This is a genomic window from Stutzerimonas nosocomialis (assembly GCF_005876855.1).
GTDB classification, from domain to species: Bacteria; Pseudomonadota; Gammaproteobacteria; order Pseudomonadales; family Pseudomonadaceae; genus Stutzerimonas; species Stutzerimonas nosocomialis.
In genome coordinates this window covers 1-19,976 of sequence record NZ_QLAE01000021.1, presented here as the reverse complement: position 1 = coordinate 19,976, position 19,976 = coordinate 1, and the positions used below count along the sequence as shown (strand labels likewise).

At 65.2% G+C, this 19,976-nt stretch carries 20 protein-coding genes and 1 pseudogene; 11 read left to right on the top strand and 10 right to left on the bottom strand.

Annotated features, from left to right (window positions below):
* The first annotated feature begins 11 nt into the window (after positions 1-11).
* From DN824_RS13910 to DN824_RS13900, 3 genes are all read left to right on the top strand, one after another.
* Positions 12-1,256 carry a D-amino acid dehydrogenase gene (locus DN824_RS13910; RefSeq protein WP_138409001.1) on the top strand — a complete coding sequence of 415 codons (1,245 nt, stop codon included), beginning with the start codon at positions 12-14 and terminating at the stop codon, positions 1,254-1,256.
* Between the two features lie 18 nt (positions 1,257-1,274).
* Positions 1,275-1,628 (top strand): RidA family protein, encoded by a 354-nt coding sequence (locus DN824_RS13905; protein ID WP_138409000.1) that lies wholly within the window; start codon positions 1,275-1,277, stop codon positions 1,626-1,628.
* Positions 1,629-1,720: 92 nt separating this feature from the next.
* A complete protein-coding gene (locus DN824_RS13900; RefSeq protein ID WP_138408999.1) occupies positions 1,721-2,701 on the top strand; it encodes a TAXI family TRAP transporter solute-binding subunit in 981 nt (326 codons plus the stop codon).
* A gap of 41 nt (positions 2,702-2,742) precedes the next feature.
* Here the strand turns inward: DN824_RS13900 and DN824_RS13895 are convergent, their stop codons facing one another.
* The 8 genes from DN824_RS13895 to DN824_RS13860 all read right to left on the bottom strand — a co-directional run bounded on the left by DN824_RS13895 (position 2,743) and on the right by DN824_RS13860 (position 11,304).
* Positions 2,743-3,471 carry a DUF4198 domain-containing protein gene (locus DN824_RS13895; RefSeq protein ID WP_414718416.1) on the bottom strand — a complete coding sequence of 243 codons (729 nt, stop codon included), beginning with the start codon at positions 3,469-3,471 and terminating at the stop codon, positions 2,743-2,745.
* Positions 3,472-3,520: 49 nt separating this feature from the next.
* A complete protein-coding gene (locus tag DN824_RS13890) occupies positions 3,521-5,659 on the bottom strand; it encodes a TonB-dependent siderophore receptor (RefSeq protein ID WP_138408998.1) in 2,139 nt (712 codons plus the stop codon).
* 173 nt (positions 5,660-5,832) lie between these two features.
* Positions 5,833-6,951, bottom strand: a complete 1,119-nt coding sequence (locus tag DN824_RS13885) for an ATP-binding response regulator (RefSeq protein ID WP_138408997.1) — start codon at positions 6,949-6,951, stop codon at positions 5,833-5,835.
* Positions 6,941-8,704, bottom strand: coding sequence for an ATP-binding protein (locus DN824_RS13880; RefSeq protein WP_138408996.1), 1,764 nt, complete (start codon positions 8,702-8,704; stop codon positions 6,941-6,943). Before DN824_RS13880 ends, DN824_RS13885 begins: the two co-directional genes overlap by 11 nt.
* Complete coding sequence (locus DN824_RS13875; protein WP_138408995.1) at positions 8,697-9,674, bottom strand: SpoIIE family protein phosphatase; 978 nt, start codon at positions 9,672-9,674, stop codon at positions 8,697-8,699. The genes DN824_RS13880 and DN824_RS13875 overlap by 8 nt, the downstream gene beginning before the upstream one ends.
* Complete coding sequence (locus tag DN824_RS13870; RefSeq protein ID WP_174236518.1) at positions 9,671-10,069, bottom strand: ATP-binding protein; 399 nt, start codon at positions 10,067-10,069, stop codon at positions 9,671-9,673. The genes DN824_RS13875 and DN824_RS13870 overlap by 4 nt, the downstream gene beginning before the upstream one ends.
* Positions 10,029-10,424 (bottom strand): STAS domain-containing protein, encoded by a 396-nt coding sequence (locus tag DN824_RS13865; RefSeq protein WP_414718335.1) that lies wholly within the window; start codon positions 10,422-10,424, stop codon positions 10,029-10,031. The genes DN824_RS13870 and DN824_RS13865 overlap by 41 nt, the downstream gene beginning before the upstream one ends.
* Before the next feature lie 37 nt (positions 10,425-10,461).
* Positions 10,462-11,304, bottom strand: coding sequence for an STAS domain-containing protein (locus DN824_RS13860; RefSeq protein ID WP_138408993.1), 843 nt, complete (start codon positions 11,302-11,304; stop codon positions 10,462-10,464).
* A 543-nt stretch (positions 11,305-11,847) separates the two neighbouring features.
* Between DN824_RS13860 and DN824_RS13855 the strand changes: the two genes are divergently transcribed.
* The gene (locus DN824_RS13855; protein WP_138408992.1) at positions 11,848-13,437 is read left to right on the top strand and encodes an ABC-F family ATPase; all 1,590 of its coding nucleotides are present in this window, start codon (positions 11,848-11,850) and stop codon (positions 13,435-13,437) included.
* Between the two features lie 53 nt (positions 13,438-13,490).
* Here the strand turns inward: DN824_RS13855 and DN824_RS13850 are convergent, their stop codons facing one another.
* Both DN824_RS13850 and DN824_RS13845 read right to left on the bottom strand, forming a co-directional pair.
* Positions 13,491-13,997: a DUF1993 domain-containing protein gene (locus DN824_RS13850; RefSeq protein WP_138408991.1), complete on the bottom strand. Its 507-nt coding sequence runs from the start codon at positions 13,995-13,997 to the stop codon at positions 13,491-13,493.
* A 33-nt stretch (positions 13,998-14,030) separates the two neighbouring features.
* The gene (locus tag DN824_RS13845; protein WP_138408990.1) at positions 14,031-14,861 is read right to left on the bottom strand and encodes an undecaprenyl-diphosphate phosphatase; all 831 of its coding nucleotides are present in this window, start codon (positions 14,859-14,861) and stop codon (positions 14,031-14,033) included.
* Positions 14,862-15,083: 222 nt separating this feature from the next.
* Here DN824_RS13845 and DN824_RS13840 point away from each other — a divergent pair, with 222 nt between their 5' ends.
* From DN824_RS13840 to DN824_RS13810, 7 genes and pseudogenes are all read left to right on the top strand, one after another.
* On the top strand, positions 15,084-16,718 hold the full coding sequence (locus tag DN824_RS13840) for a methyl-accepting chemotaxis protein (protein ID WP_138408989.1): 1,635 nt from the start codon (positions 15,084-15,086) through the stop codon (positions 16,716-16,718).
* Positions 16,719-16,896: 178 nt separating this feature from the next.
* The gene (locus tag DN824_RS13835; RefSeq protein ID WP_414718334.1) at positions 16,897-17,154 is read left to right on the top strand and encodes a DUF1652 domain-containing protein; all 258 of its coding nucleotides are present in this window, start codon (positions 16,897-16,899) and stop codon (positions 17,152-17,154) included.
* Positions 17,155-17,414: 260 nt separating this feature from the next.
* Positions 17,415-17,690 (top strand): NUDIX hydrolase, encoded by a 276-nt coding sequence (locus tag DN824_RS13830; protein ID WP_138408987.1) that lies wholly within the window; start codon positions 17,415-17,417, stop codon positions 17,688-17,690.
* 162 nt (positions 17,691-17,852) lie between these two features.
* Positions 17,853-18,134 carry a hypothetical protein gene (locus DN824_RS13825; RefSeq protein ID WP_138408986.1) on the top strand — a complete coding sequence of 94 codons (282 nt, stop codon included), beginning with the start codon at positions 17,853-17,855 and terminating at the stop codon, positions 18,132-18,134.
* A gap of 14 nt (positions 18,135-18,148) precedes the next feature.
* Complete coding sequence (locus tag DN824_RS13820; protein ID WP_138408985.1) at positions 18,149-18,442, top strand: hypothetical protein; 294 nt, start codon at positions 18,149-18,151, stop codon at positions 18,440-18,442.
* Positions 18,443-18,557: 115 nt separating this feature from the next.
* Positions 18,558-18,749 (top strand): hypothetical protein, encoded by a 192-nt coding sequence (locus DN824_RS13815; RefSeq protein WP_138408984.1) that lies wholly within the window; start codon positions 18,558-18,560, stop codon positions 18,747-18,749.
* Between the two features lie 52 nt (positions 18,750-18,801).
* A pseudogene (locus DN824_RS13810) lies at positions 18,802-19,900 on the top strand (DNA topoisomerase IB).
* The last annotated feature ends 76 nt before the right edge of the window (positions 19,901-19,976 follow it).

The window sequence follows — 19,976 nt, the reverse complement described above, 5'->3', positions numbered from 1 at the left end:
AGGAGCGGCGCATGCGGGTAGCAGTCATCGGCGGGGGCGTGATCGGCTTGACCACGGCCTATTCACTGGTGCGCCAGGGGCATCAGGTCGAGCTGATCGAGCGGCGCGACGAGGTCGCGCTGGAAACCAGCTTTGCCAATGGCGGCCAACTCAGCTACCGCTACGTGTCGCCGCTGGCCGATGCCGGCGTGCCGCTCCAGGCCCTCGGCTGGATGCTGCGCGCGGAGGACGGGCCGCTGCGTTTCAGGCTACGCGCCAGCCTGCACCAGTGGCGCTGGTGCCTGCGTTTCCTGCTCGCCTGCCGGCGTTCGGTCAACCGCCGCAACGCGGCGCACCTGCTGCGCCTGGCGTTGCACAGCCAGCAGATCCTGCGCACCTGGCGTGAACAGGACCGGCTCGAGGGCTTCGACTGGCGTGCCAATGGCAAGCTGGTGATCCATCGAGACCGAACCTCCCTGCGCAAGGCATCGGCCGGTCTCGATGGCGCGGCCGGGCAGCGGCTGCTGGATGCGAACGGCTGCGTCGAGGTGGAGCCCGCGCTGGCACCGCTCGCCGCATCGCTGCAGGGCGGCATCTATTCCCCGGGCGATGAGGTGGCCGACTGTCACCTGTTCTGCCAACGCCTGCTGCAACGGCTCTGCGCCCTGCCTGCGTTCCGCCTGCATGCCGGGCGCCAGGTGACGGCCGTGCGCACCGAGCGCAACCGGGTGCGGGCGGTCGAGCTCGACGAGGGCGAGCTCGACGTCGACCATCTGGTGATCGCCGCCGGCACCGGCAGCGTCGCGCTGCTGCGCCCGTTGGGCATCGACCTGCCGATCTATCCGCTCAAGGGCTACAGCCTGACCCTGCCGCTGGCCAGCGAAGCGAACGTGCCGCAGACCAACGTGACCGACTACGACAACAAGGTGGTCTACGCGCGCCTCGGCGATCAGCTGCGGGTCGCCGCGATGGTGGACATCGGCGGCTGGGACGGCGACCTCGACCCGGGACGAATCGGCACCTTGCAGCGCCTGGCCAGCGAAACCTTCCCGGGTGCGGGCGACTATCGCAACGCCCGGCAATGGGCCGGCCTGCGCCCGGCCACGCCCGAAGGCACGCCGCTGCTCGGACGCAGCGGCATCGACAACCTCTGGCTCAACGTCGGCCACGGCAGCCTGGGCTTCACCCTCGCCTGCGGCAGCGCCGACCTGCTCAGCAGCCTGATCGGCGGATACCTGCCGGCCGTCTCCCTGGACGGCCTGACCCTTGCTTCCTGACAAACGACGAGGCCATCCATGACCCTGCAACGCATCGAGAGCAACCCGCGCCTGTCAGCCGCGGTCACCTACGCCGACCTGGTATTGCTCGCCGGCCAGGTGCCCGACGACCGCAGCCTGGATGCCGCCGGACAGACCCGCGAGGTACTGGCCAAGATCGATCGGCTGCTGGAGGCCGCGGGTTCGAACCGCAGCCGCCTGCTCAGCGCGCAAATCTGGCTCAAGGACATCGATGCCGACTTCGCCGCGATGAACCAGGCCTGGAGCGCATGGCTGCCCGAGGGCTGCGCGCCGGCCCGGGCGACCGTGCAGGCGCGCCTGGCATCGCCGCAGGTGCTGGTGGAAATCATGGTGATCGCTGCGCGGGCCTGATCCCGGGCAATCACCGCCCTACACCGCCGGGATCGTCACGGACGAGACACGGTGGCGAACGCTGCTCCGACCCATCACACGAGGGAACCACGATGAAGCATCAGATCCGTATCGGCCTGCTCGGCGTCACCCTGGCCGCCGTCAGCGGCGCCCTGACAGGCACCGGCGCCCTGGCGCAGGAACGTTTCGTCACCATCGGCACCGGCGGCCAGACCGGCGTTTACTACACCGCCGGACAGTCGGTCTGCCGTTTTCTCAACCGCGCCGAGCGCACACCGCCGATCAAGTGCAATGCGCCGTCCACGGCCGGCAGCGTGACCAACATCGTGTCGATGCAGAACGGCGAGTACGACTTCGGCTTCATCCAGTCCGACCACCAGCACAAGGCGCAGCAGGGATTGGCGCCTTTCGACAAGGGCGGCGCGGTCGAGGAGTTGCGCGCGGTGTTCTCCCTGCAGAGCGAAATCCTCACCGTGGTCGTCCGCAACGACAGCGGCATCAGCGACCTCGACGGGCTCAAGGGCAAGCGGGTGAACGTCGGCGTGCCGGGCTCGGGGAGCCGCGATACCTTCGAGGAAGTGATGAGGGCCAAGGGCTGGAGCAACACCGATTTCGCCCTGGCCGCCGAGCTCAAGCCGGCGGAGATGGCCTCGGCGCTGGGCGACAACAACCTCGACGCCATCACCTACGTGGTCGGCCATCCCAGCGGCGCCATCCAGGAAGCCCTGACCAACGTGAAGGCCAGCATCATCCCGGTGACAGGCCCGGAGATCGATCGGTTGCTCGCCGGAGCCGATTACTACACCGCGGCCGAGATCCCGGCCGGGCTCTATCCGGGCGTTGCCTCGGCCGTCCCGTCGATCGGCGGCAAGGCGGTGCTGGCGACCACCAGCAGGACCGACCCGGAGGTCGTCTACGAGCTGGTCAAGGCCGTGTTCGACAACCTCGACCGGTTCAAACGCCTGCATCCGGCCTTCGCCGATCTGAACGCCGAGGACATGATCCGCGTCGGCCTGACCGCCCCGCTGCACGAAGGCGCCGAGCGGTTCTACAAGGAAAAGGGCTGGCTGTGAGCCCAGCGGGTCGCCGATGCGCGTCGGCAGCCCACCGCCCCTCAGTGCTGGTGGCTTTCGCTGACGAAGGTCAGCGAGGCGAACATCCCGCGCACGCGGGCGTCGGGGTCGTCGCTGTCGACCGTGGTCGAGGCGGCGATCACGTTCAGGCCGTGGTTACGCACCGGCACCTGCGCCTTGCCCTGGGCATCGGTGGTGGCCACCACGCGGTCGGGATCGTTGACGTAGTCGCCGATCAGCTCGATGCCGGCGGCAGGCTTGCCGTCCACCAGCACCTGGACGTCCAGCGCCTGGCCGACCTCCACCGACAGCGGGTCCTGTTGCGGCACGATGGCCAGGTTCAGCTTGTCCAGAGCGGGCAGTTTCGCGCCTTCCTGCAGAATCGCCAGGCTGTACTTGTAGTAGCGCCCCGAACCCAGCGCACCGGGGACCTGGCGCTCGCCCACGTTCAGCCACTGCTTGTCCGGGGCCTGGGTCCAGTAGCCATTGTCGAGGGCGACCGAGAGCACCGCCGGGCGGGACAGCGGCTTGAGCCGCGCATGGTCCTCCAGGCGTTCGATGGTGACCGGAATCATCGCGCCACGGGCATCGCTGGCCCAGGCGCCCGAAACCTTCTTCGCATCGAATGCATCGTCCTCGGCGCCGTGGCCGTAGATGACCTCGATGTTGCCACGGCGCTCCTCGGTCCACAGGCCGTGCGCGCCCGCCGATGCGGCGCCCAGCCCCATGAACAGTGCCAGCGTCCAGCCGATTGCCTTGTTGCCTTTCATTTTCAGGTTCCCTGCAGATGCCGGGCGGCAAGCGCCCGGGAGGTTGAGTTCACAGGCTCAGCGACACGCTGAAACTGAGGTTGCGCGGTTCGCCAGGCATGACCCAGAGGTGGCTGTACGAGCGCTCGTAATAGGTGCGATCGAAGGCGTTGTTGAGGTTGACCCCGAGCGTCACGCTGGGCGTGGCGCGGTAGCGCGCCAGCAGGTCGACCGTGGTGTAGGACGGCAGCTCGAAATCCGTGCCGGCCTCGCCCAGGCGGTCTCCCACGTAATTCACGGCCCCGCCCACCTCCAGGCCCTGGAGGCGATGGTCGAAGAACTCGTACACGGTCATCAGGCTGCCGCTGTTGCGCGGCACGTTGAGCAGGCGGCTGCCGCTGGCAAGGGTGTTGTCGCGGGTGACCTCGGCATCAACGTAGGCATAGGCGCCGATTACCCGTAGCTGATCGGTCAGCTGACCGCTCAACTGCAGGTCGATGCCTTTGCTGCGCACTTCGCCGGCAGCGATCTGATAGGTGCTGTCGGCCGGATCGGCAGTCAGCACGTTCTCCTTGGTGAGGTGGAACGCGGCGATGGTCATGCCCAGGCGGCTATCAAGTAGATCGAGCTTCACGCCTGCCTCGTAGCCCACGCCTTCTTCCGGGTCGAAGGTTGTTTCATTGGCGCCCACTCCGCCGTTGGGCTTGAACGAGCGCGACGCGTTGGCGAACACACCGACTTCGGGCGTCAGCTGATAGAGCGCGCCGATGCGCGGGGTCACCTTCTCGTGGGTCTGCGTATCGCGCGTGCGCGGTGACGCCGCCTCGTTGTCCATGCGCTGCTCGTAGTGGTCATACCGCAGGCCGACAATCCCGAACAGCTTGTCGGTCAGGCGCATCTGGTCCTGCAGATTCAGTGCGCGGTTGTAGACCAGCTCGTTGCGGTCGTTGGTCCGACTGGCGGCGAACGCCGGACGCGGCTGGCCGTAGACCGGTCGATGAATGTCGATGGCGCTGGTGTTGTTCGAACGCAGGATCAGCTCGCTGTTGGCGTAGCGCTCGTATTCGGTACCGATCAGCAGCTGATGTTCGATCGCCCCGGTGTGCACCAGGCCGCGCAGTTCGAGCTGGGTGATCGCGTCCTGCCACTCGTAGTCGCGGTAGCGCAGGTTGCGCAACAGGGTGCGCCCATCCGTATCCATGGCCCCGGCCTCGGTGGCGTAGCCGTTCATCCGGCCCTGCTTGTAGTGGCTGGCCAGACGCAGGGTCCAGGTGTCGTTCAGGTCGTGCTCGAGTTCGGCCTGCAGGGTTTCGTTGTTGTTGCTGATGGCGCCGTCGGAGGACTCGCCGAAGTACGCCGAACGCGACACGCGGCCCAGCTTGCCGTTCGGCGCCACGACGCCGCGGTCGAAGACCTGCTTGTTGCGCACCACCTCGGCCTGCACCAGAACGCGGGTGTCCGGGCTCAATTCCCAGCTGAACGCCGGAGCGAAGAACTGCCGCTCGCCTGAGCGGTGGTCGCGGAAGCTGTGGTTGTCTTCCACGGCCAGGTTCATCCGGTAGAGCATCCGCCCTTCGTCATCCAGCGGCGTGTTGACGTCCAGGCTGCTGCGGTACCTGTCCCAGCGCCCGGCGCTCAGATCCAGCTGGGCGAACGAATCGCGCTGCGGGCTCTTGGTGACGATGTTGACGGTGCCGCCCGGGTCGCCACGACCATAGAGGCTCGACGCCGGCCCCTTGAGCACTTCGACGCGCTCGACGTTGGACGCGTCCTGCGGGTTCATGTAGCCCCGGTTGGCGCTGAAGCCGTCGCGATAGAACTCGGAGGTGGTCAGCCCGCGGACGCTGTATTCGTACATCGTCAATCCGCCGAAATCGTTCTGCCGGGCCACGCCGCCGGCGAAGTCCAGCGCGCGCTCGATACGCGGAGCGTCCAGGTCCCGCAGCACGCTGGCGGGCACCACGGAGACCGACTGGGGGATTTCCTCCAGGGGCGTATCGGTTCTGGTCGCGCTCGCGGAACGGGCCGCACGATAGCCGGTGACCGGTCCGTCAGCGGTTTCCCGAGTGCCGGTGACGGTGACCGAGTCCAGAACCGTGGAGGGTTGCGCCTGTCCCTGGGTTTCGGCGGATACCGCCTGGGCCACCAGCGACAGCAGAAATCCTGCGCTGGTGCCCAGCAGTTGTGGTGAAAAGGTCCCGATACGCATGAGTGCTTCCGTTTCCAACGATGTTATATCGTAACATTGTTCGGATGCGCACCCGGGCTGTCAAGCGCGCTCCGTGCGCTCCGTGCGCTCGTTGCGTATCGTTAAGTGACGGGGTTCGGGATGAGGGGCAGGTGCATCGACCGGAAGTGGATCGCCCGTGCAAGCGGTGTCGGTCAGGCCCGCAGGCTGAACGGCAACTGCACGTCGACGATCACCCGGCCGGCTTCGTTGCGAAACCGCGTGTGGCCACCGAAGCTTTCGCTGAGCGCCTTGACGATCGGCAGGCCCAGGCCCCAGCCCTTGGTCTCGCTGCGGGTGGAGATGAAATACGGCGTGGCGAGGTTGGACAGCACGTCCTCGGGCAGGCTGCCATGGTTGCTCACGCTGAGCAGCACACCGCCCTCTTCCACCCGCTGCTTCACCTCGATCGGCATGTCCGGCTGGCCATGCTTGGCGGCATTGATCACCAGGTTGTCGAGGATTCGCAAAAATCCCTGCTTGTCCCAGAACACCGTCAGATCGTCCGCCGCCTGTGTGTCCAGGTGCACCGGGTTGCGCACCTGAAACCGCAGGTTCTCCACCGCATCGTCGAGCAGCCTTGCCAGGGACATGGTCTCGCCGTTGAGCCTCAGGCCTCCGCCGAGACTCATGTGGGAGATGTCCAGCACGTTGCTGATCATCTGGTCGATGCGCTGCAGGTTCTCTTCGAGCACCTTGATCATGTCGTCGGTGCGCCGCGCCGGATTCTTGCGCATCAGCCCGGCGACCATGACCGCCGCCGACAAGGGCGAGCGCAGGTCGTGGCTGAGCGAGCGCATGAAGCGCTCGAGCATGACCTTCTCGGTGCGCAGGTTCTCGCTGCGGGCGACCGCGACGTTGCGCTGCTTTTCGATGCGCTCGAAGCGGTTGCTGGACTTGAGCAAGGACGCGATGGTCGCCAGCACCTCGTCCGAATTGATCGGATGGGTGAGGTAGGCCTGGGCGCCCTGGTTCAGGCCCATCGCCTTGTCCTTGCCGGTCATGAAGGTGGCCGAGATGTTGATCACCGCCGGCATCTTGCCCGACCCCAGCTTGCGCTTCATCGCCTGGATCAGCTCGAAGCCGCTCATGTCCGGCAGATTGATGTCGATGATCACGAGGTCGGTGGCATCGTTGATCTGTTCCAGCCCCTCGGCGCCGCTGCCCGCCTCGACCACCTCGTAGAAGGGCTCGCTGGTGAGGATCTTCTTCAATACGTAGCGATTGGCGTCCATGTCGTCGATGATCAGGATGCGCCGCCGGCTAGCCTTCATGGGCTTGGCTCCAGCACAGCTGCTGAACGCTGCGCAGCAAAGCCTCGTGGTAATCGACCTGGGATTTGTCGAGGATGGCGTGGCACATAGTGAGCAGGCGCTCCCGATCGTCGGCGTCAAGCGGCTTGGCAGTGTTGATGATCACCCGCTGGTGCATGCTCCAGTCCATGCTTTCGAGCATGTCCTCGCCGCTGATATCGGGCAGATCCAGGTCGAGCAGAATGATGTCCGGACGTACCGAGTGCAACCGGTCGATGCTGGCACGCGCGGTCTCCGCCTCGATGATCACCGGATCGTAGGGTGCCAGGGTCTTGATCACCAGGTAGCGGTCGGCTTCGTTGTCGTCGATCAGCAGGATGGTGGTGTCGACCAGGCTGAACTCGCTGCCGCCGGTTTCCCGCTTGTCGTACTCGCAGGGCAGCTGCACGTAGAAACGGCTGCCCTCGCCCAGCTTGCTGGTCAGGCTGATCTGCCCCTTGAGCAGCGTGGCGATCTTCTGCGCCAGCGAGAGCCCCAGCCCGGTGCCTTCGATATGGGTCAGCCCCTGGGAGCGAATCCGGCAGAACTCCTCGAATACGCGCTGCTGGTCATTCTCGGCGATGCCCACGCCGGTGTCCTCGACGAGGAACTCCAGGTTGTCCGCATCGGGCTGGTACACCCGTACGGTCACGCTGCCCTGAGGGGTGTACTTGAAGGCGTTGCCGATCAGGTTGCGCATGATCTGGAACAGCCGGTTGCGGTCGGTGTTGAGCCAGACGTCCTGGCTGGGCACCTGCACCCCCCAGGTGATGCGCGGGTAGCGCATGGACAGCGCACCGCTGAACTGGCGCAGCTGCTGCATGAAGTCGACCAGGCTGAAACGCTGCGGATTGATGTCCATGCGCCCGGACTGCGCCTCGGCCAGGTCCAGCAGCTCGTTGACCAGCTCCGAGAGTTCGGTGGCGGCGTCGCTGATGAAGCGAACCTGCTTGAGCTGCTCCTGATTGAGCTGCCCGTCGACCCCATTGAGCAACAGCTTGGAAATGTTCTCGATGATGTTGATCGGCGTGCGGAACTCGTGGGTCATGTTGGAAAAGAAGCGGCTCTTGGACTCGCCTGCCTGCTGCAGTTCCTGCGCCGTCTTTTCCAGTTCCGAATAAAGCGCCACCACGCCCTTGTTGGTGGTTTCCAGCTCGAGGTTGGTGGCTTCCAGCTCCTGCTGCTTGGTCAGCAGCTCGGCCGTGGTCAGCAGCAGCTCTTCGCCCTGGACCTGGATTTCCTGGTACGGGTCGACGGTGCCCTCACGGGTCAGCGCATCGCGCAGTGCCTGGGTCTGCTGCTCGCTCGGGTAAGGCCTGGGTGGGTGCACGCGCTTTGCCACGCGCACCAGGGTGCCCTGGGGCGAAGTCTCGATCTCGAAGTCGTCCATCAGCCGGCGAGCGCCGGCCAGGCCCACGCCCATTCCCGTGGACGACTCGTAGCTGCCGTCGAGGATGCGATCCAGATGGGGAATGCCCGGGCCCTTGTCCCGGGACTCGATGACCAGCGCGGTGAGCTGGCCCCGCGCGTTGCTCTGCAGGTAGAACGCGAAACCGCCCTGCCGGGCGTACTGGTAGACGTTGCGCGCCAGCTCGGAAATCGACGTGGCGATGCGTATCTGCTCGAGCTTGCTCAGCCCCAGCCAGTCGGCGATCTGCTTGGCGCACTGGCGGCAGGACACCACGTCCACTTCGCTGCGGATACTCACCGTGGTCAACAGGCGTGTTTCACTCACTTCTCACCACCACCACCGTCGCATCGTCGTTTAGCCGCTTGTAATCACGGTGGATCAGCGCCGCGATGATCGCCGGATGGCGACCCTGAAACCCCGGATAGGTGGCGCTGCCCCACTTGCTGCTGATGCCGTCGGAACTCATCACCAGCAGCGTGTCCCGATCCCAGGGATAGCTGAAGCTCTGAATCCGACCGATACGGTATCCGGCGGTTCCATTGGCCGAGACCATGCTGCGCGAGCGGTCGCCCAGCAGGACGCCGGCGATGTTGCCGGCGCCGCAGAAGCGCACCTGGCCCAGGTCCGGCTGGATCTCGGCGAAGGCGATCGCGCCGCCGCGCGTCGAGGACAGCGCCCGGTGGGTGCGCTCGAGCAGTTGTTCCAGGCCCAGTTGCGGGTCGTGTTCGAGAAACAGGCGGCGCGCCAGCGCGCTCGCCGCATGGGCGTTGTGACCATGGCCAAGGCCGTCGCAGACCATCACCCGGTTGCCCTTGACCGCCCAGGCATCGCCGCAGACCGTCTCGGACGGATGCGGCGTGCACACCGCGCCACTGGCGAAACCGCTGGTCGCGACGCGCTCCAGCGCGATGAACGCGTAGACCACCGTGCCCATGCCCGGCTGGGAGAACAGGTCGAAGGTGTCGGACATGCGACGGATCGCACCGAGGCCCGCGCCCATGGTCCCGGTGGTCGAGTAGCTGTCGGCCAGGCATTGCGCCACGTTGGTCATGCCCGGGCCGTTGTCCACCGCCAGCAGGGCGATGCCGGCCGGGCTCGCATTGACCAGCAGGTCGCCGCCGCCGGCATGGTTGACCAGGTTGCGCGCCATCTCCTGGACCACCACGGTCAGGCGACCCAGCAGCGTTTCGTCGGCCGTGACGGCACCGGCCTCGCGCACCGCGGCGCGGCGGGCCGCATCGACGTGGGCGGGGTCGGATACCGCCAGCTGCAGACTCTGATAGGCCGCGTTCATCGCCACTTCCACAATTCCACCCGAGTCCCCTCGCCGGCGCGGCTATGGATGGCGAAATCATCGACCAGCCGCTTGGCACCACTGAGCCCCAGGCCAAGCCCGTTGCCCGAGGTGTAGCCGTCGACCATCGCCTTTTCGAGGTTGTCGATGCCAGGCCCGTTGTCGGAAATGACCAGGTGCACCGCCGCGCGGCCGTCACGCACCAGCTGCTCGAGCTGGCACTCCCCGCCGCCGCCATAGATCAGCGCGTTACGGGCGATCTCGCTCGCCGCGGTGACGATCTTGGTCTGCGACACCAACCCCAGGCGTGCCTCTTCTGCCGCTTTTCGAACCTGCTGACGGATGACGACGATGTCAGTCTCCTGCTTCAGCGGAAAGGTCTGTGTCTTCCCCACGCTCGTGCTCCAGGCTCAGGTCTTGGTCGACGGTCCTTTCCAGCCAGCGCATGCCCTTTTCGACATTCAGCGCCGTGGCAATGCCTTCCAGCGAAAGGCCCAGTTCGACCAGCGTGATGGCGACGGCCGGCTGCATGCCGACCACGATGACCTTGGCATCGAGAATGCGCGACACGTTGGCGATGTGGGAAAGCATACGGCCGATGAACGAGTCGACGATCTCCAGCGAGGAGATGTCGATCAGCACGCCCTTGGCCTTGTGCTTGACGATCTGGTTGGTCAGGTCTTCCTGCAGGTCCAGCGCCAGCTGGTCATGCATGTCCACCTGGATGGTCAGCATCAGGTACTGACCCATTTTGAGAATCGGAATCCGGTCGGCCATCTCGCAGCCCTCAGCGTGGCGAGCTGGCGACGAGGCGAACGTCCAGCTCCTTGAGGGCCATGCGGAACGCATCGGCCAGCGACGACTTGGTCATCACGTCGCCCAGCTCCACGCCCAGGTGGACGATGGTCGCGGCGATCTGCGGCCGGATACCGCTGATGATGCACTTGGCGCCCATCAGCTTGGCGGCGGTGACGGTCTTGAGCAGGTGCTGGGCGACCATGGTGTCCACCGTCGGCACACCGGTGATGTCGATGATGGCGATGTCGGACTCGGTCTCGACGATCTTCTGCAGCAGCGCTTCCATCACGATCTGGGTGCGGTTGCTGTCCAGCGAACCGATCAGCGGAATGGCCAGCACGCCCTTCCAGAGCTCGACCACCGGGGTCGACAGCTCCAGCATGCTTTCCTGCTGCTCGCGGATCACTGCCTCGCGACCGGCGACGAAGCTGTCCATGCTGTACAGGCCGATCTTGTCGATCAGTTGGCTGGCCGACCAGATGAGCTTCACCTGCTCGCCGCCACCCAGGCGCTGGATCAGCGCGAACAGCGGCTCCTTCAGCGACATGACGAAGGTGGCGGTCTCGGTCGGGGTGAACCCCTGCCGGCTCTGGGAGCGGGACAGGCGGTCAAGCAGGTTCTTCAGCGGGCTCCAGTGAGCATCGCCGAAGTCCTCGACACCCTCGGCGGCACCCAGCGTCAGTGCCTTGAGCAGTTCGCGGGAGTTGGCCACGACCGAGGCTTCGTCGATCAGGTCGGTGCGGATACCCGCAGCGCGCTGAGCCGAAATCCAGGCGTCGAGAAGGTCCGTTTCGTGTTGCTTCAGGAGTTCAGCTAAGGCGGTTGACGACATGAGCAATGGTCCTCGAAGGAGCGGGGTTTTGAGTGAAGCGACAGCGCGACGGCGCAGAGAAGGAGTGCTGTCGGGACAGCAGGTCGCGCATCTTACCGGCTGGCGAAAGCCGCTGCATACCTCCCATAGAGCACGGACTGCGATACAGGTTCGGTCACCAACGAACGCTCGCCCGTGGACGAGCCCCATGCACCATGGATGGCCGCCGCCGGTCGCGACTGAAGCGCTGCACAGGGCGGCAGACCAAGCCCGCGGCCAGGATTCGGCGCCGATTCCAGCCCCGTTCGCCGGCTACTCGCGCCATCGGACCCGGTGCTCCATATAAACTGCCGCCGCACCTGTGCGACAATGCGCGAATATCCGGCGCCAACCCCCCGCATGTATTGCCGACAGCCCGACGCTCGTTCGCAGGCTGTCGTTCTTGCTTTGCCCGCTGGATTGCCCGAACGCCCGGCCGCCAGGCGCTCGAACGGCCCGGGCATCGCTACCCGCCTGGTGTCCAGCCAAGGCCCGTCACCGCCAAGTCATCGATAGGTAAGTCTCTTGATCTCCACCGCCAACATCACCATGCAGTTCGGCGCCAAGCCGCTGTTCGAAAACGTCTCCGTCAAATTCGGCGGCGGCAACCGCTACGGCCTGATCGGCGCCAACGGCTGCGGCAAGTCGACCTTCATGAAGATCCTCGGCGGTGACCTGGAACCGTCCGCCGGCCAGGTGATGCTCGAGCCCAACGTGCGCCTGGGCAAGCTGCGCCAGGACCAGTTCGCCTACGAAGAATTCAGCGTGATCGACACCGTCATCATGGGCCACGCCGAACTCTGGAAGGTCAAGGCCGAACGCGACCGCATCTACGCACTGCCGGAAATGAGCGAAGACGATGGCATGGCCGTGGCCGAGCTCGAAGTGCAGTTCGCCGAATACGACGGCTACACCGCCGAGTCCCGCGCCGGCGAGCTGCTGCTCGGTCTGGGCATTCCGCTGGACCAGCACTTCGGCCCGATGAGCGCCGTGGCCCCGGGCTGGAAGCTGCGCGTGCTGCTCGCCCAGGCGCTGTTCGCGGACCCCGAGGTGCTGCTGCTGGACGAACCGACCAACCACCTGGATATCAACACCATCCGCTGGCTGGAAACGGTGCTCACCGCGCGCAACAGCACGATGATCATCATTTCCCACGACCGCCACTTCCTCAACAGCGTGTGCACGCACATGGCGGACCTGGATTACGGCGAGCTGCGGCTGTTCCCCGGCAACTACGACGAGTACATGACCGCGGCGACCCAGGCGCGCGAACGCCTGCTCTCGGACAACGCCAAGAAGAAGGCCCAGATCGCCGAACTGCAGACCTTCGTCAGCCGCTTCTCGGCCAACGCCTCGAAGGCCAAGCAGGCCACCAGCCGCGCCCGGCAGATCGACAAGATCCAGCTCGAGGAGGTCAAGCCGTCCAGCCGCGTGAGCCCCTTCATCCGCTTCGAGCAGACCAAGAAGCTGCACCGCCAGGCGGTGACGCTCGAGCGCGTCAGCCAGGGCTTCGAGGGCGTGCCGCTGTTCAAGAACCTGTCGATGCAGATCGAGGCTGGCGAGCGCGTCGCCATCATCGGCCCGAACGGTATCGGCAAGACCACCCTGCTGCGCACCCTGGTCGGCGAACTGCCGGCGATGTCGGGTGAGGTGAAGTGGACCGAAAGCGCCGAGGTCGGTTACTTCGCCCAGGACCATGCCGAGGACTTCGAGGACGACGTGACCCTGTTCGACTGGATGGGCCAGTGGACCCAGGGCGGCGAGCAGCTGGTGCGCGGTACCCTCGGGCGCATGCTGTTCTCCAACGACGAGATCCAGAAGTCGGTGAAAGTCATTTCCGGGGGTGAACAGGGCCGCATGCTGTTCGGCAAGCTGATCCTGAAGAAGCCCAACGTGCTGGTGATGGACGAACCGACCAACCACCTGGACATGGAGTCGATCGAAGCGCTCAACCTGGCGCTGGAAAACTATCCCGGCACGCTGATCTTCGTCAGCCACGACCGCGAGTTCGTCTCGTCGCTGGCCACGCGCATCATCGAGCTGTCGGCCGAGGGCGTGACCGATTTCAGCGGCACCTACGACGACTACCTGCGCAGCCTCGGCGTCGCCGTCTGACAGGCCCGGAAACGAAAACGCCCCGCATCTGCGGGGCGTTTTTTTTTGCGCAATCACGGCCGGCCGAGATAATCCATCTTGCCGATCTGCAGTCCCTTGTGGCGCAGGATGGCGTAGGCCGTGGTGACGTGGAAATAGAAGTTGGGCAGCACGAAGTTGAGCAGGTAGTCGCGCCCGCTGTACTTGAGCTCGACGCCCGGGAAGTTCAGCACGATGGCCTTGTCGCCGCTGCCATCGAGCTGCGAGGGCTCGAAGCTGGCGATGAACGCCTGGGTACGGTCCAGCCGTTGGCGCAGCTCGGCCAGGGACGACTCGGTATCGGGGAAGCTCGGGATCTCCACGCCGGCGAGCCGGGCGACGCAGCCCTTGACCGAGTCGGTGGCGATCTGCACCTGGCGCACCAGCGGATGCATGTCCGGCGCCAGGCGCGCATCGAGCAGGTCGCTGGCGCTCATCGCGCCTTCCTGGGTCCAGCGCTCGGCCTTCTCCAGGATGTCGGCCAGATTGCCCAGCATTCGCTGGAACACCGGAACGGAAGCCTGGTAAATCGACAACGTCATACCTCTCTCCTATGCGAAGGTCCGCACCGCCGATCAGGGCGTTGCGGTGCTCCAGTCGATGATCTGGAGTTGCCAGGTCGCGAGGATAATCAGCCCGAAGACGATGCGATACCAGGCGAACGCCGCATAGCTGTGATTGCCGATGAACTTGAGCAGCGCACGCACCGCCAGCATCGCGAAGATGAACGAGGTGACGAAACCGATGGCGAACACCGGGAAATCCGCCGGCTGGAACAGGTCGCGGTACTTGTAGCCCGAGTACACCGCGGCACCGACCATGGTCGGCATCGCCAGGAAGAACGAAAACTCGGTCGCCGCCTTGCGCGACAGGCCGAACAACAGGCCGCCGATGATGGTCGAGGCCGAGCGGGAGGTACCCGGGATCAGCGCCAGGCACTGGGCGCAGCCTACCTTCAGGGCGTGGGTCCAGCGCATGTCGTCGACCGTTTCGGCCTGGATCCTGTGCTGGCGCCGCTCGGCCCAGAGCATCACCACCCCGCCGACCACCAGGGCGGTCGCGACGGTGATGGGGTTGAACAGGTATTCGTGGATCAGGTCGGCGAAGGCCACGCCCAGCACGACCGCCGGGAAGAAGGCGATCAGCAGGTTGGCGGTGAAGCGCTGCGCTTCGCGCTTGTGCGGCAGTCCGATGACCACATCGGCGATCTTGCGCCGGTACTCCCAGACCACGGCCAGGATCGCCCCCAGCTGGATGATGATGTTGAAGGCTTCGGCCCGCTCACCCCCGAAGCCGATCAGGTCGGCGACGATGATCTGGTGGCCGGTACTCGAGACGGGAAGAAATTCGGTCAGGCCCTCGACCACGCCGAGTATGAGTGCCTGAAAGGCAGTCCACAGTTCCATCTAATCCCCAGAGCGACGCTATCCATCGCAAAGCAGTGAGTGGCGAAAGGGTTGTGCCAGACGCCTTGGCGCATCTGTGACTGGCGAGGCGAAAGAAAATTCACTGACCGGCCGCCGAGCGGCTCTCATTTTTTGCCAGGCACAGCCGAAAAGCTATCCAGACGTGCGCATTCCTCGCGCCATCGCATCCAGAACAATTACAAAAGCCGGAGCCCTCCCCCGATGAGCATTCTTCGCAACTTCCCCATCAGCAAACGCCTCTGGCTGATCCCAGTGGTGGCGACCCTGATGTTGTTCGCCCTCGGCCTGCTGATCCTGCTGCAGGTGCGCGACGACCTTTACCTGGGCAAGCAGCAGATGACGCAGAACGTGGTCGAGACGGCGGCCGGCATCCTCGAGCACTACCATCGCCTGGAAACCGCAGGCACCCTCGGTACAGCAGACGCCCAGTCCGCGGCGATGGAGCAGATACGTGCGCTGCGCTATCACGGGCAGGACTATTTCTGGATCAACGACATGACGCCCCGCATGGTCATGCACCCGATGCTGACCAAGCTCGAAGGCCAGGACCTGAGCACCACCAAGGACCCGGACGGAAAAGCCCTGTTCGTCGAAATGGTCGACATCGCCAGGCGCAAGGGCGCGGGCATCGTCGCCTACCAGTGGACCAAGCCCGGCGAAACCGAACCCCTGCCCAAGATTTCCTACGTCCAGCTGTTCCAGCCCTGGGGCTGGATCATCGGCTCGGGTATCTACGTCGATGACGTGGAGCGCGAGTTCCAGGGCTACGTGATGCGCTTCTCGATCATCGGCCTGCTGGTGGCCGGCATCATGTCCGTGCTCGTCGCCGTGCTGATCCGCAGCATCACCCTGCCCCTGCGTCAGACCATGCGGGCCATGGCCGACATCGGTTCCGGCGAGGCCGACCTCACCCGCACGCTGGACGTGGTCGGCAACGACGAGCTGAGCACGCTGAGCCGCGACTTCAACCGCTTTACCGAAAAACTGCGCGGAGTGGTCGGGCAGCTGTTCGACACCGCCGGCTCGCTGGACGCCTCTTCGCGCGCCCTGGGCGGGCTGTCGAGCGAGGCGCACGAGCACAGCGTCCACCAGTCGCAGCAGATGGAGCTGGTCGCCACCGCCGTCAACCAGGTGAGCTACGCGGTCCAGGAAGTCGCCAAGAACGCCGAGCAGGCCGCGCTGGAGGTCGGGGAAGCCGGCAGGCAGGCCGAACAGGGCCAGAAGAGCATCGATGCCAGCCTGCGGCAGATCGAACAACTGTCCGCCACCATCGGCAAGTCGGTGCAGGTGATCGAGTCGCTGGCCAGCGAAACGACCCAGATCGGCTCGGTCCTCGAGGTCATCCGCTCGATCGCCGAGCAGACCAACCTGCTCGCCCTGAACGCCGCCATCGAGGCCGCCAGGGCCGGCGAACAGGGCCGCGGCTTCGCGGTGGTCGCCGACGAGGTGCGGCTGCTGGCCCAGCGTACCCAGAAATCGACCGCCGAGATCCAGGGCATGATCGAGCGGCTGCAGAGCAACGCCGGCCAGGCCGTCAGCGTGATCAACGAAAGCGACCGGGCCTCGCAGCTCACCGTGGAGCAGGCCAGCCAGGCCGGTGCGAGCCTGGGCCATATCACCCAGGCGCTGCGCAATCTGTCCGGGCTGAACGCCTCGATCGCCAGCGCCACCCTGCAACAGTCCCACGTGGTGGAAGACATCAACCAGAACGTGACCCAGGCCGCCGGGCTGGCGCAGCAAAGCACGCACGCCGCCGAGCGTTCGAGCGATGGCGGGCAGCAGCTCGGGCAGGTCGCGCAACAATTGAACGGCCTGCTGCGGCAGTTCCGCATCTGACCGACCACGTGTGCGTCATGAAAGCCGTCATGTCAAAGCGCCATTAAGTTGACTTTCAGGCTGTGCTCCAACGATTTCGATGATAAAGTGCGGCCGCGGCACCGGTAACGGTCGCCGCGCCATCTGGACTGAGGAGCCGCGGTCCGTTCTCCGGTGTATTTGAGATTCGGGATCGCCTTTGACTCACATGAACTTCACTCGTGCTCGAGAGGTGATGAAGCAGCACTTTCATCCCCTCGGCTTCGACGCGACGATGCAAACCCCGCACACCCTGCTGGCCCGGGTCTTCGATCCGGCAACCGACGAAACCCTGCTGACGGTCACTGGCATCCCCTGTGCCAAACAGCTCTCCGAAGAAGATGTCGAGCGCATTATCCGTGCGGTCGAATCCGACCTCGAACTTGTTACCCGCAACGGCGTGTTCAATCGAACCTGAGCGTGGCGTATTGTCGCGCGGGCAACTCGAAACCCTCCCGGAAGTTTCCGCGAATCCGCCGCAGGAGCCCGCCCGGCGGGGCGTTCGGGCACTCGCCGAAGTTAATCGAGTTCACATTCGCGAGGGTATTCACGAATCAAGTTGCACTTTCCGAACTTGTCGTGTGACTTTTCAGTCCTCTGCTTACATCAGTGAGATAAGCCAAGGCCATGGGGCCTGCGGCATATCCATTTCGGTACACGCAGAGAGATAGTCTCCCTATGAACACGCCACTCCGTTTCAATGACGCACTGTTGATCGCCGACCGTGCGTTCAAACCTTTCCAGTGCGTCGCCTGGACGCTGCCCGAGGGCAATGGCGAAGTCAGCATTACCGTTATCGATCGCACCCAGTCCCGCCTTCTGGGCCGTCGCAAACTACCCAGCACCGTTTATACCGACCCGGTCAAGCTCGGCGAAACCCTCGAGCAAGCCCGCCGCGAACTCAGCGAGGAAGGCGTCAGTTTCGCGCCCTGGCACATGCCTGAAACGGCCTGATCGCCCCAAACCACAAACGCCCGGCCATTGCCGGGCGTTGTCGTTGATGCGCCCTGGGTCCGTCATTTCCTGTTGCCAGACGGGGCTGTCCGGGCGCATGGCCGACTGATCCATTGGCCTGTTTGGCTGTCCTAACAGCAACGCATCAAACAGGAGAAACCAATGAAAGGTGCAGAAGCCTACGTAAACGATCAGTGGGACAGCTGCGGGCTCGCCAAGCTGCCCCAATCGCCGGACGGCCAGAAAGTCGTGCTCACGTTCATCATTCCTGCCGATGCGCAGTTCACCGGGCTGATCAACCATATATGCGACGTCGGGCTGCGCCACCTGAAGGCCGCCTATCCCGGCCGCGAGGTCACCGCCGAGCCGGTAGCCGGATCGGTCGTCGGCAACGGCAGCGGCGACACCATCGAGCTCACCTACAAGGTCGGGCCGGCAGCCTGAGCGAGGACGCGATCATGAAGCACGCCCTGCACCTGAGCCTGGACGAAGCCACCCGCATCAGCGAGATGGCCTTCCTGCCGCTTCGCGCCATCACCCAAAGCGATCTCGACGACGCCAGTTATTCGCTGCGCGTCGAAGACGCTTGCGGCGAGCCCGTTCTGTCGATCGCCCACATCGCCCGAAGCCAGTACGCCGATGCCGCGCAGCTCGCGGCGATCCTGGACAAGGCGCGCCTGGAACTGAGCAAGGACGGGCACCACCTCGTGCCCTGGTCGATGCCCTACCAGCCTGGCGTCGCCGGAAACTGAAGCGGCTTGCGGATATACGGCGCGAACTGCCAGCGGCACGGCGCGGTCCCTTGAACAGGGCGTACGCGCCCGGGCACAACGCCCGTTCCTTTGCCCCACAGACCAGGAGATCACGATGATCGGTGACTATTCCTCCATCTACGAACACCTCGAAACCGCCCAGAAGCATGCCGACCAGGCCGAGACCGACAACAACCCCGGCCTCTTCCGCGAGGCGATCGACGAGGTCGTCGCGGCCATCAAGCTGCTCATGCGCAACACGCAGGAAAGCGAAGGCGAAGCCATGCGCAGCGACCAGGCCCAGTAATCCGGCTCTGGCCCGGCCCGCGACCTGGCCGGGCCCCCTTCAGGAACCCTCGATGGCGCTCGACGATACCGCAGGGGCACCGCCCCTGGCCGAAGGCACACGGCCGGTCCCCCTCGACGAGGGCGACGACCGCGGCACGCTGCTATGCCCCACCCTGCCGCCCGACCTGCACTATGTGGATGACACCCAGCCCGGGATTCGCCGGCGGATCGTGCGGGGGAAGTTCGCCTATTTCGACCCCCAGGGTGAGCGCATCCGCGATCAGAACGAAATCGATCGCATCAACAAGCTGGTAATACCGCCCGCCTACCGGGACGTCTGGATCTGCACCGATCCGCAGGGTCATCTCCAGGCCACCGGACGCGATGCTCGCGGTCGCAAGCAGTACCGCTATCACCCTCGCTGGCGGGAAATCCGCGATGCGGACAAGTACGAACGCATGCTGGAGTTCGGCCAGGCCCTGCCCCGCTTGCGCGCGCAGATCGAAACCCACCTGGCGCTGCGCGGCCTGCCCCGGGAAAAAGGCCGTGGCCGCGGTCGTCGCCCTGCTGGAGTCGACGCTGATCCGTGTCGGCAACAGCCGCTATGCCCGCGACAATCGCTCCTACGGCCTGACCACGCTGCGCACCCGGCACGTGGACGTCAAAGGCAGTGCGATCCGCTTTCACTTTCGCGGCAAGAGTGGCGTCGAGCACAAGGTGACCCTGCGCAACCAGCGCCTGGCCCGCATCGTCCGCCGCTGCCTGGAGCTGCCCGGCCAGCATCTCTTCCAATACCTGGACGAGGATGGCCAACGCCACGCCATCACCTCCACCGACGTCAACGGCTACCTCCACGAGATGACCGGCGCCGATTTCACCGCCAAGGATTACCGCACCTGGGCCGGCAGCGCCCTGGCGCTGGACCAGCTGTGCGGCCTGCCCTGGGAGCCGGAGTCCGCGGCGAAGAAGCAGCTCGTCGAGACGGTCAGGCAGGTCGCCGAACAACTGGGCAACACGCCGACCGTATGCCGCCAGTGCTACATCCACCCGGCCATCCTGCAGGCGTTCACCAACGGCGAACTGACCAACCTGCGCAAACCCCGCCCGCGCAAATGGCTCAGCCGCGAAGAAGTCGCCCTGCTGAACTTCCTTGCCGCCAGGGCCGGATAAGGCGGGCTCCGTTCTCCCCTGACACGACTTCCCGCCCCGACCTGACACAATCCCGCCGGACAGATCGCGGACAAGT

Bases quoted from the DNA above. Each gene is read 5' to 3' on its own strand.
- DN824_RS13910 (WP_138409001.1), top strand. From the start codon at position 12: ATGCGGGTAGCAGTCATCGGCGGGGGCGTGATCGGCTTGACCACGGCC.
- DN824_RS13905 (WP_138409000.1), top strand. From the start codon at position 1,275: ATGACCCTGCAACGCATCGAGAGCAACCCGCGCCTGTCAGCCGCGGTC.
- DN824_RS13900 (WP_138408999.1), top strand. From the start codon at position 1,721: ATGAAGCATCAGATCCGTATCGGCCTGCTCGGCGTCACCCTGGCCGCC.
- DN824_RS13895 (WP_414718416.1), bottom strand. From the start codon at position 3,471: ATGAAAGGCAACAAGGCAATCGGCTGGACGCTGGCACTGTTCATGGGG.
- DN824_RS13890 (WP_138408998.1), bottom strand. From the start codon at position 5,659: ATGCGTATCGGGACCTTTTCACCACAACTGCTGGGCACCAGCGCAGGA.
- DN824_RS13885 (WP_138408997.1), bottom strand. From the start codon at position 6,951: ATGAAGGCTAGCCGGCGGCGCATCCTGATCATCGACGACATGGACGCC.
- DN824_RS13875 (WP_138408995.1), bottom strand. From the start codon at position 9,674: ATGAACGCGGCCTATCAGAGTCTGCAGCTGGCGGTATCCGACCCCGCC.
- DN824_RS13865 (WP_414718335.1), bottom strand. From the start codon at position 10,424: ATGGGTCAGTACCTGATGCTGACCATCCAGGTGGACATGCATGACCAG.
- DN824_RS13860 (WP_138408993.1), bottom strand. From the start codon at position 11,304: ATGTCGTCAACCGCCTTAGCTGAACTCCTGAAGCAACACGAAACGGAC.
- DN824_RS13850 (WP_138408991.1), bottom strand. From the start codon at position 13,997: ATGACGTTGTCGATTTACCAGGCTTCCGTTCCGGTGTTCCAGCGAATG.
- DN824_RS13845 (WP_138408990.1), bottom strand. From the start codon at position 14,861: ATGGAACTGTGGACTGCCTTTCAGGCACTCATACTCGGCGTGGTCGAG.
- DN824_RS13840 (WP_138408989.1), top strand. From the start codon at position 15,084: ATGAGCATTCTTCGCAACTTCCCCATCAGCAAACGCCTCTGGCTGATC.
- DN824_RS13830 (WP_138408987.1), top strand. From the start codon at position 17,415: ATGAACACGCCACTCCGTTTCAATGACGCACTGTTGATCGCCGACCGT.
- DN824_RS13825 (WP_138408986.1), top strand. From the start codon at position 17,853: ATGAAAGGTGCAGAAGCCTACGTAAACGATCAGTGGGACAGCTGCGGG.
- DN824_RS13820 (WP_138408985.1), top strand. From the start codon at position 18,149: ATGAAGCACGCCCTGCACCTGAGCCTGGACGAAGCCACCCGCATCAGC.
- DN824_RS13815 (WP_138408984.1), top strand. From the start codon at position 18,558: ATGATCGGTGACTATTCCTCCATCTACGAACACCTCGAAACCGCCCAG.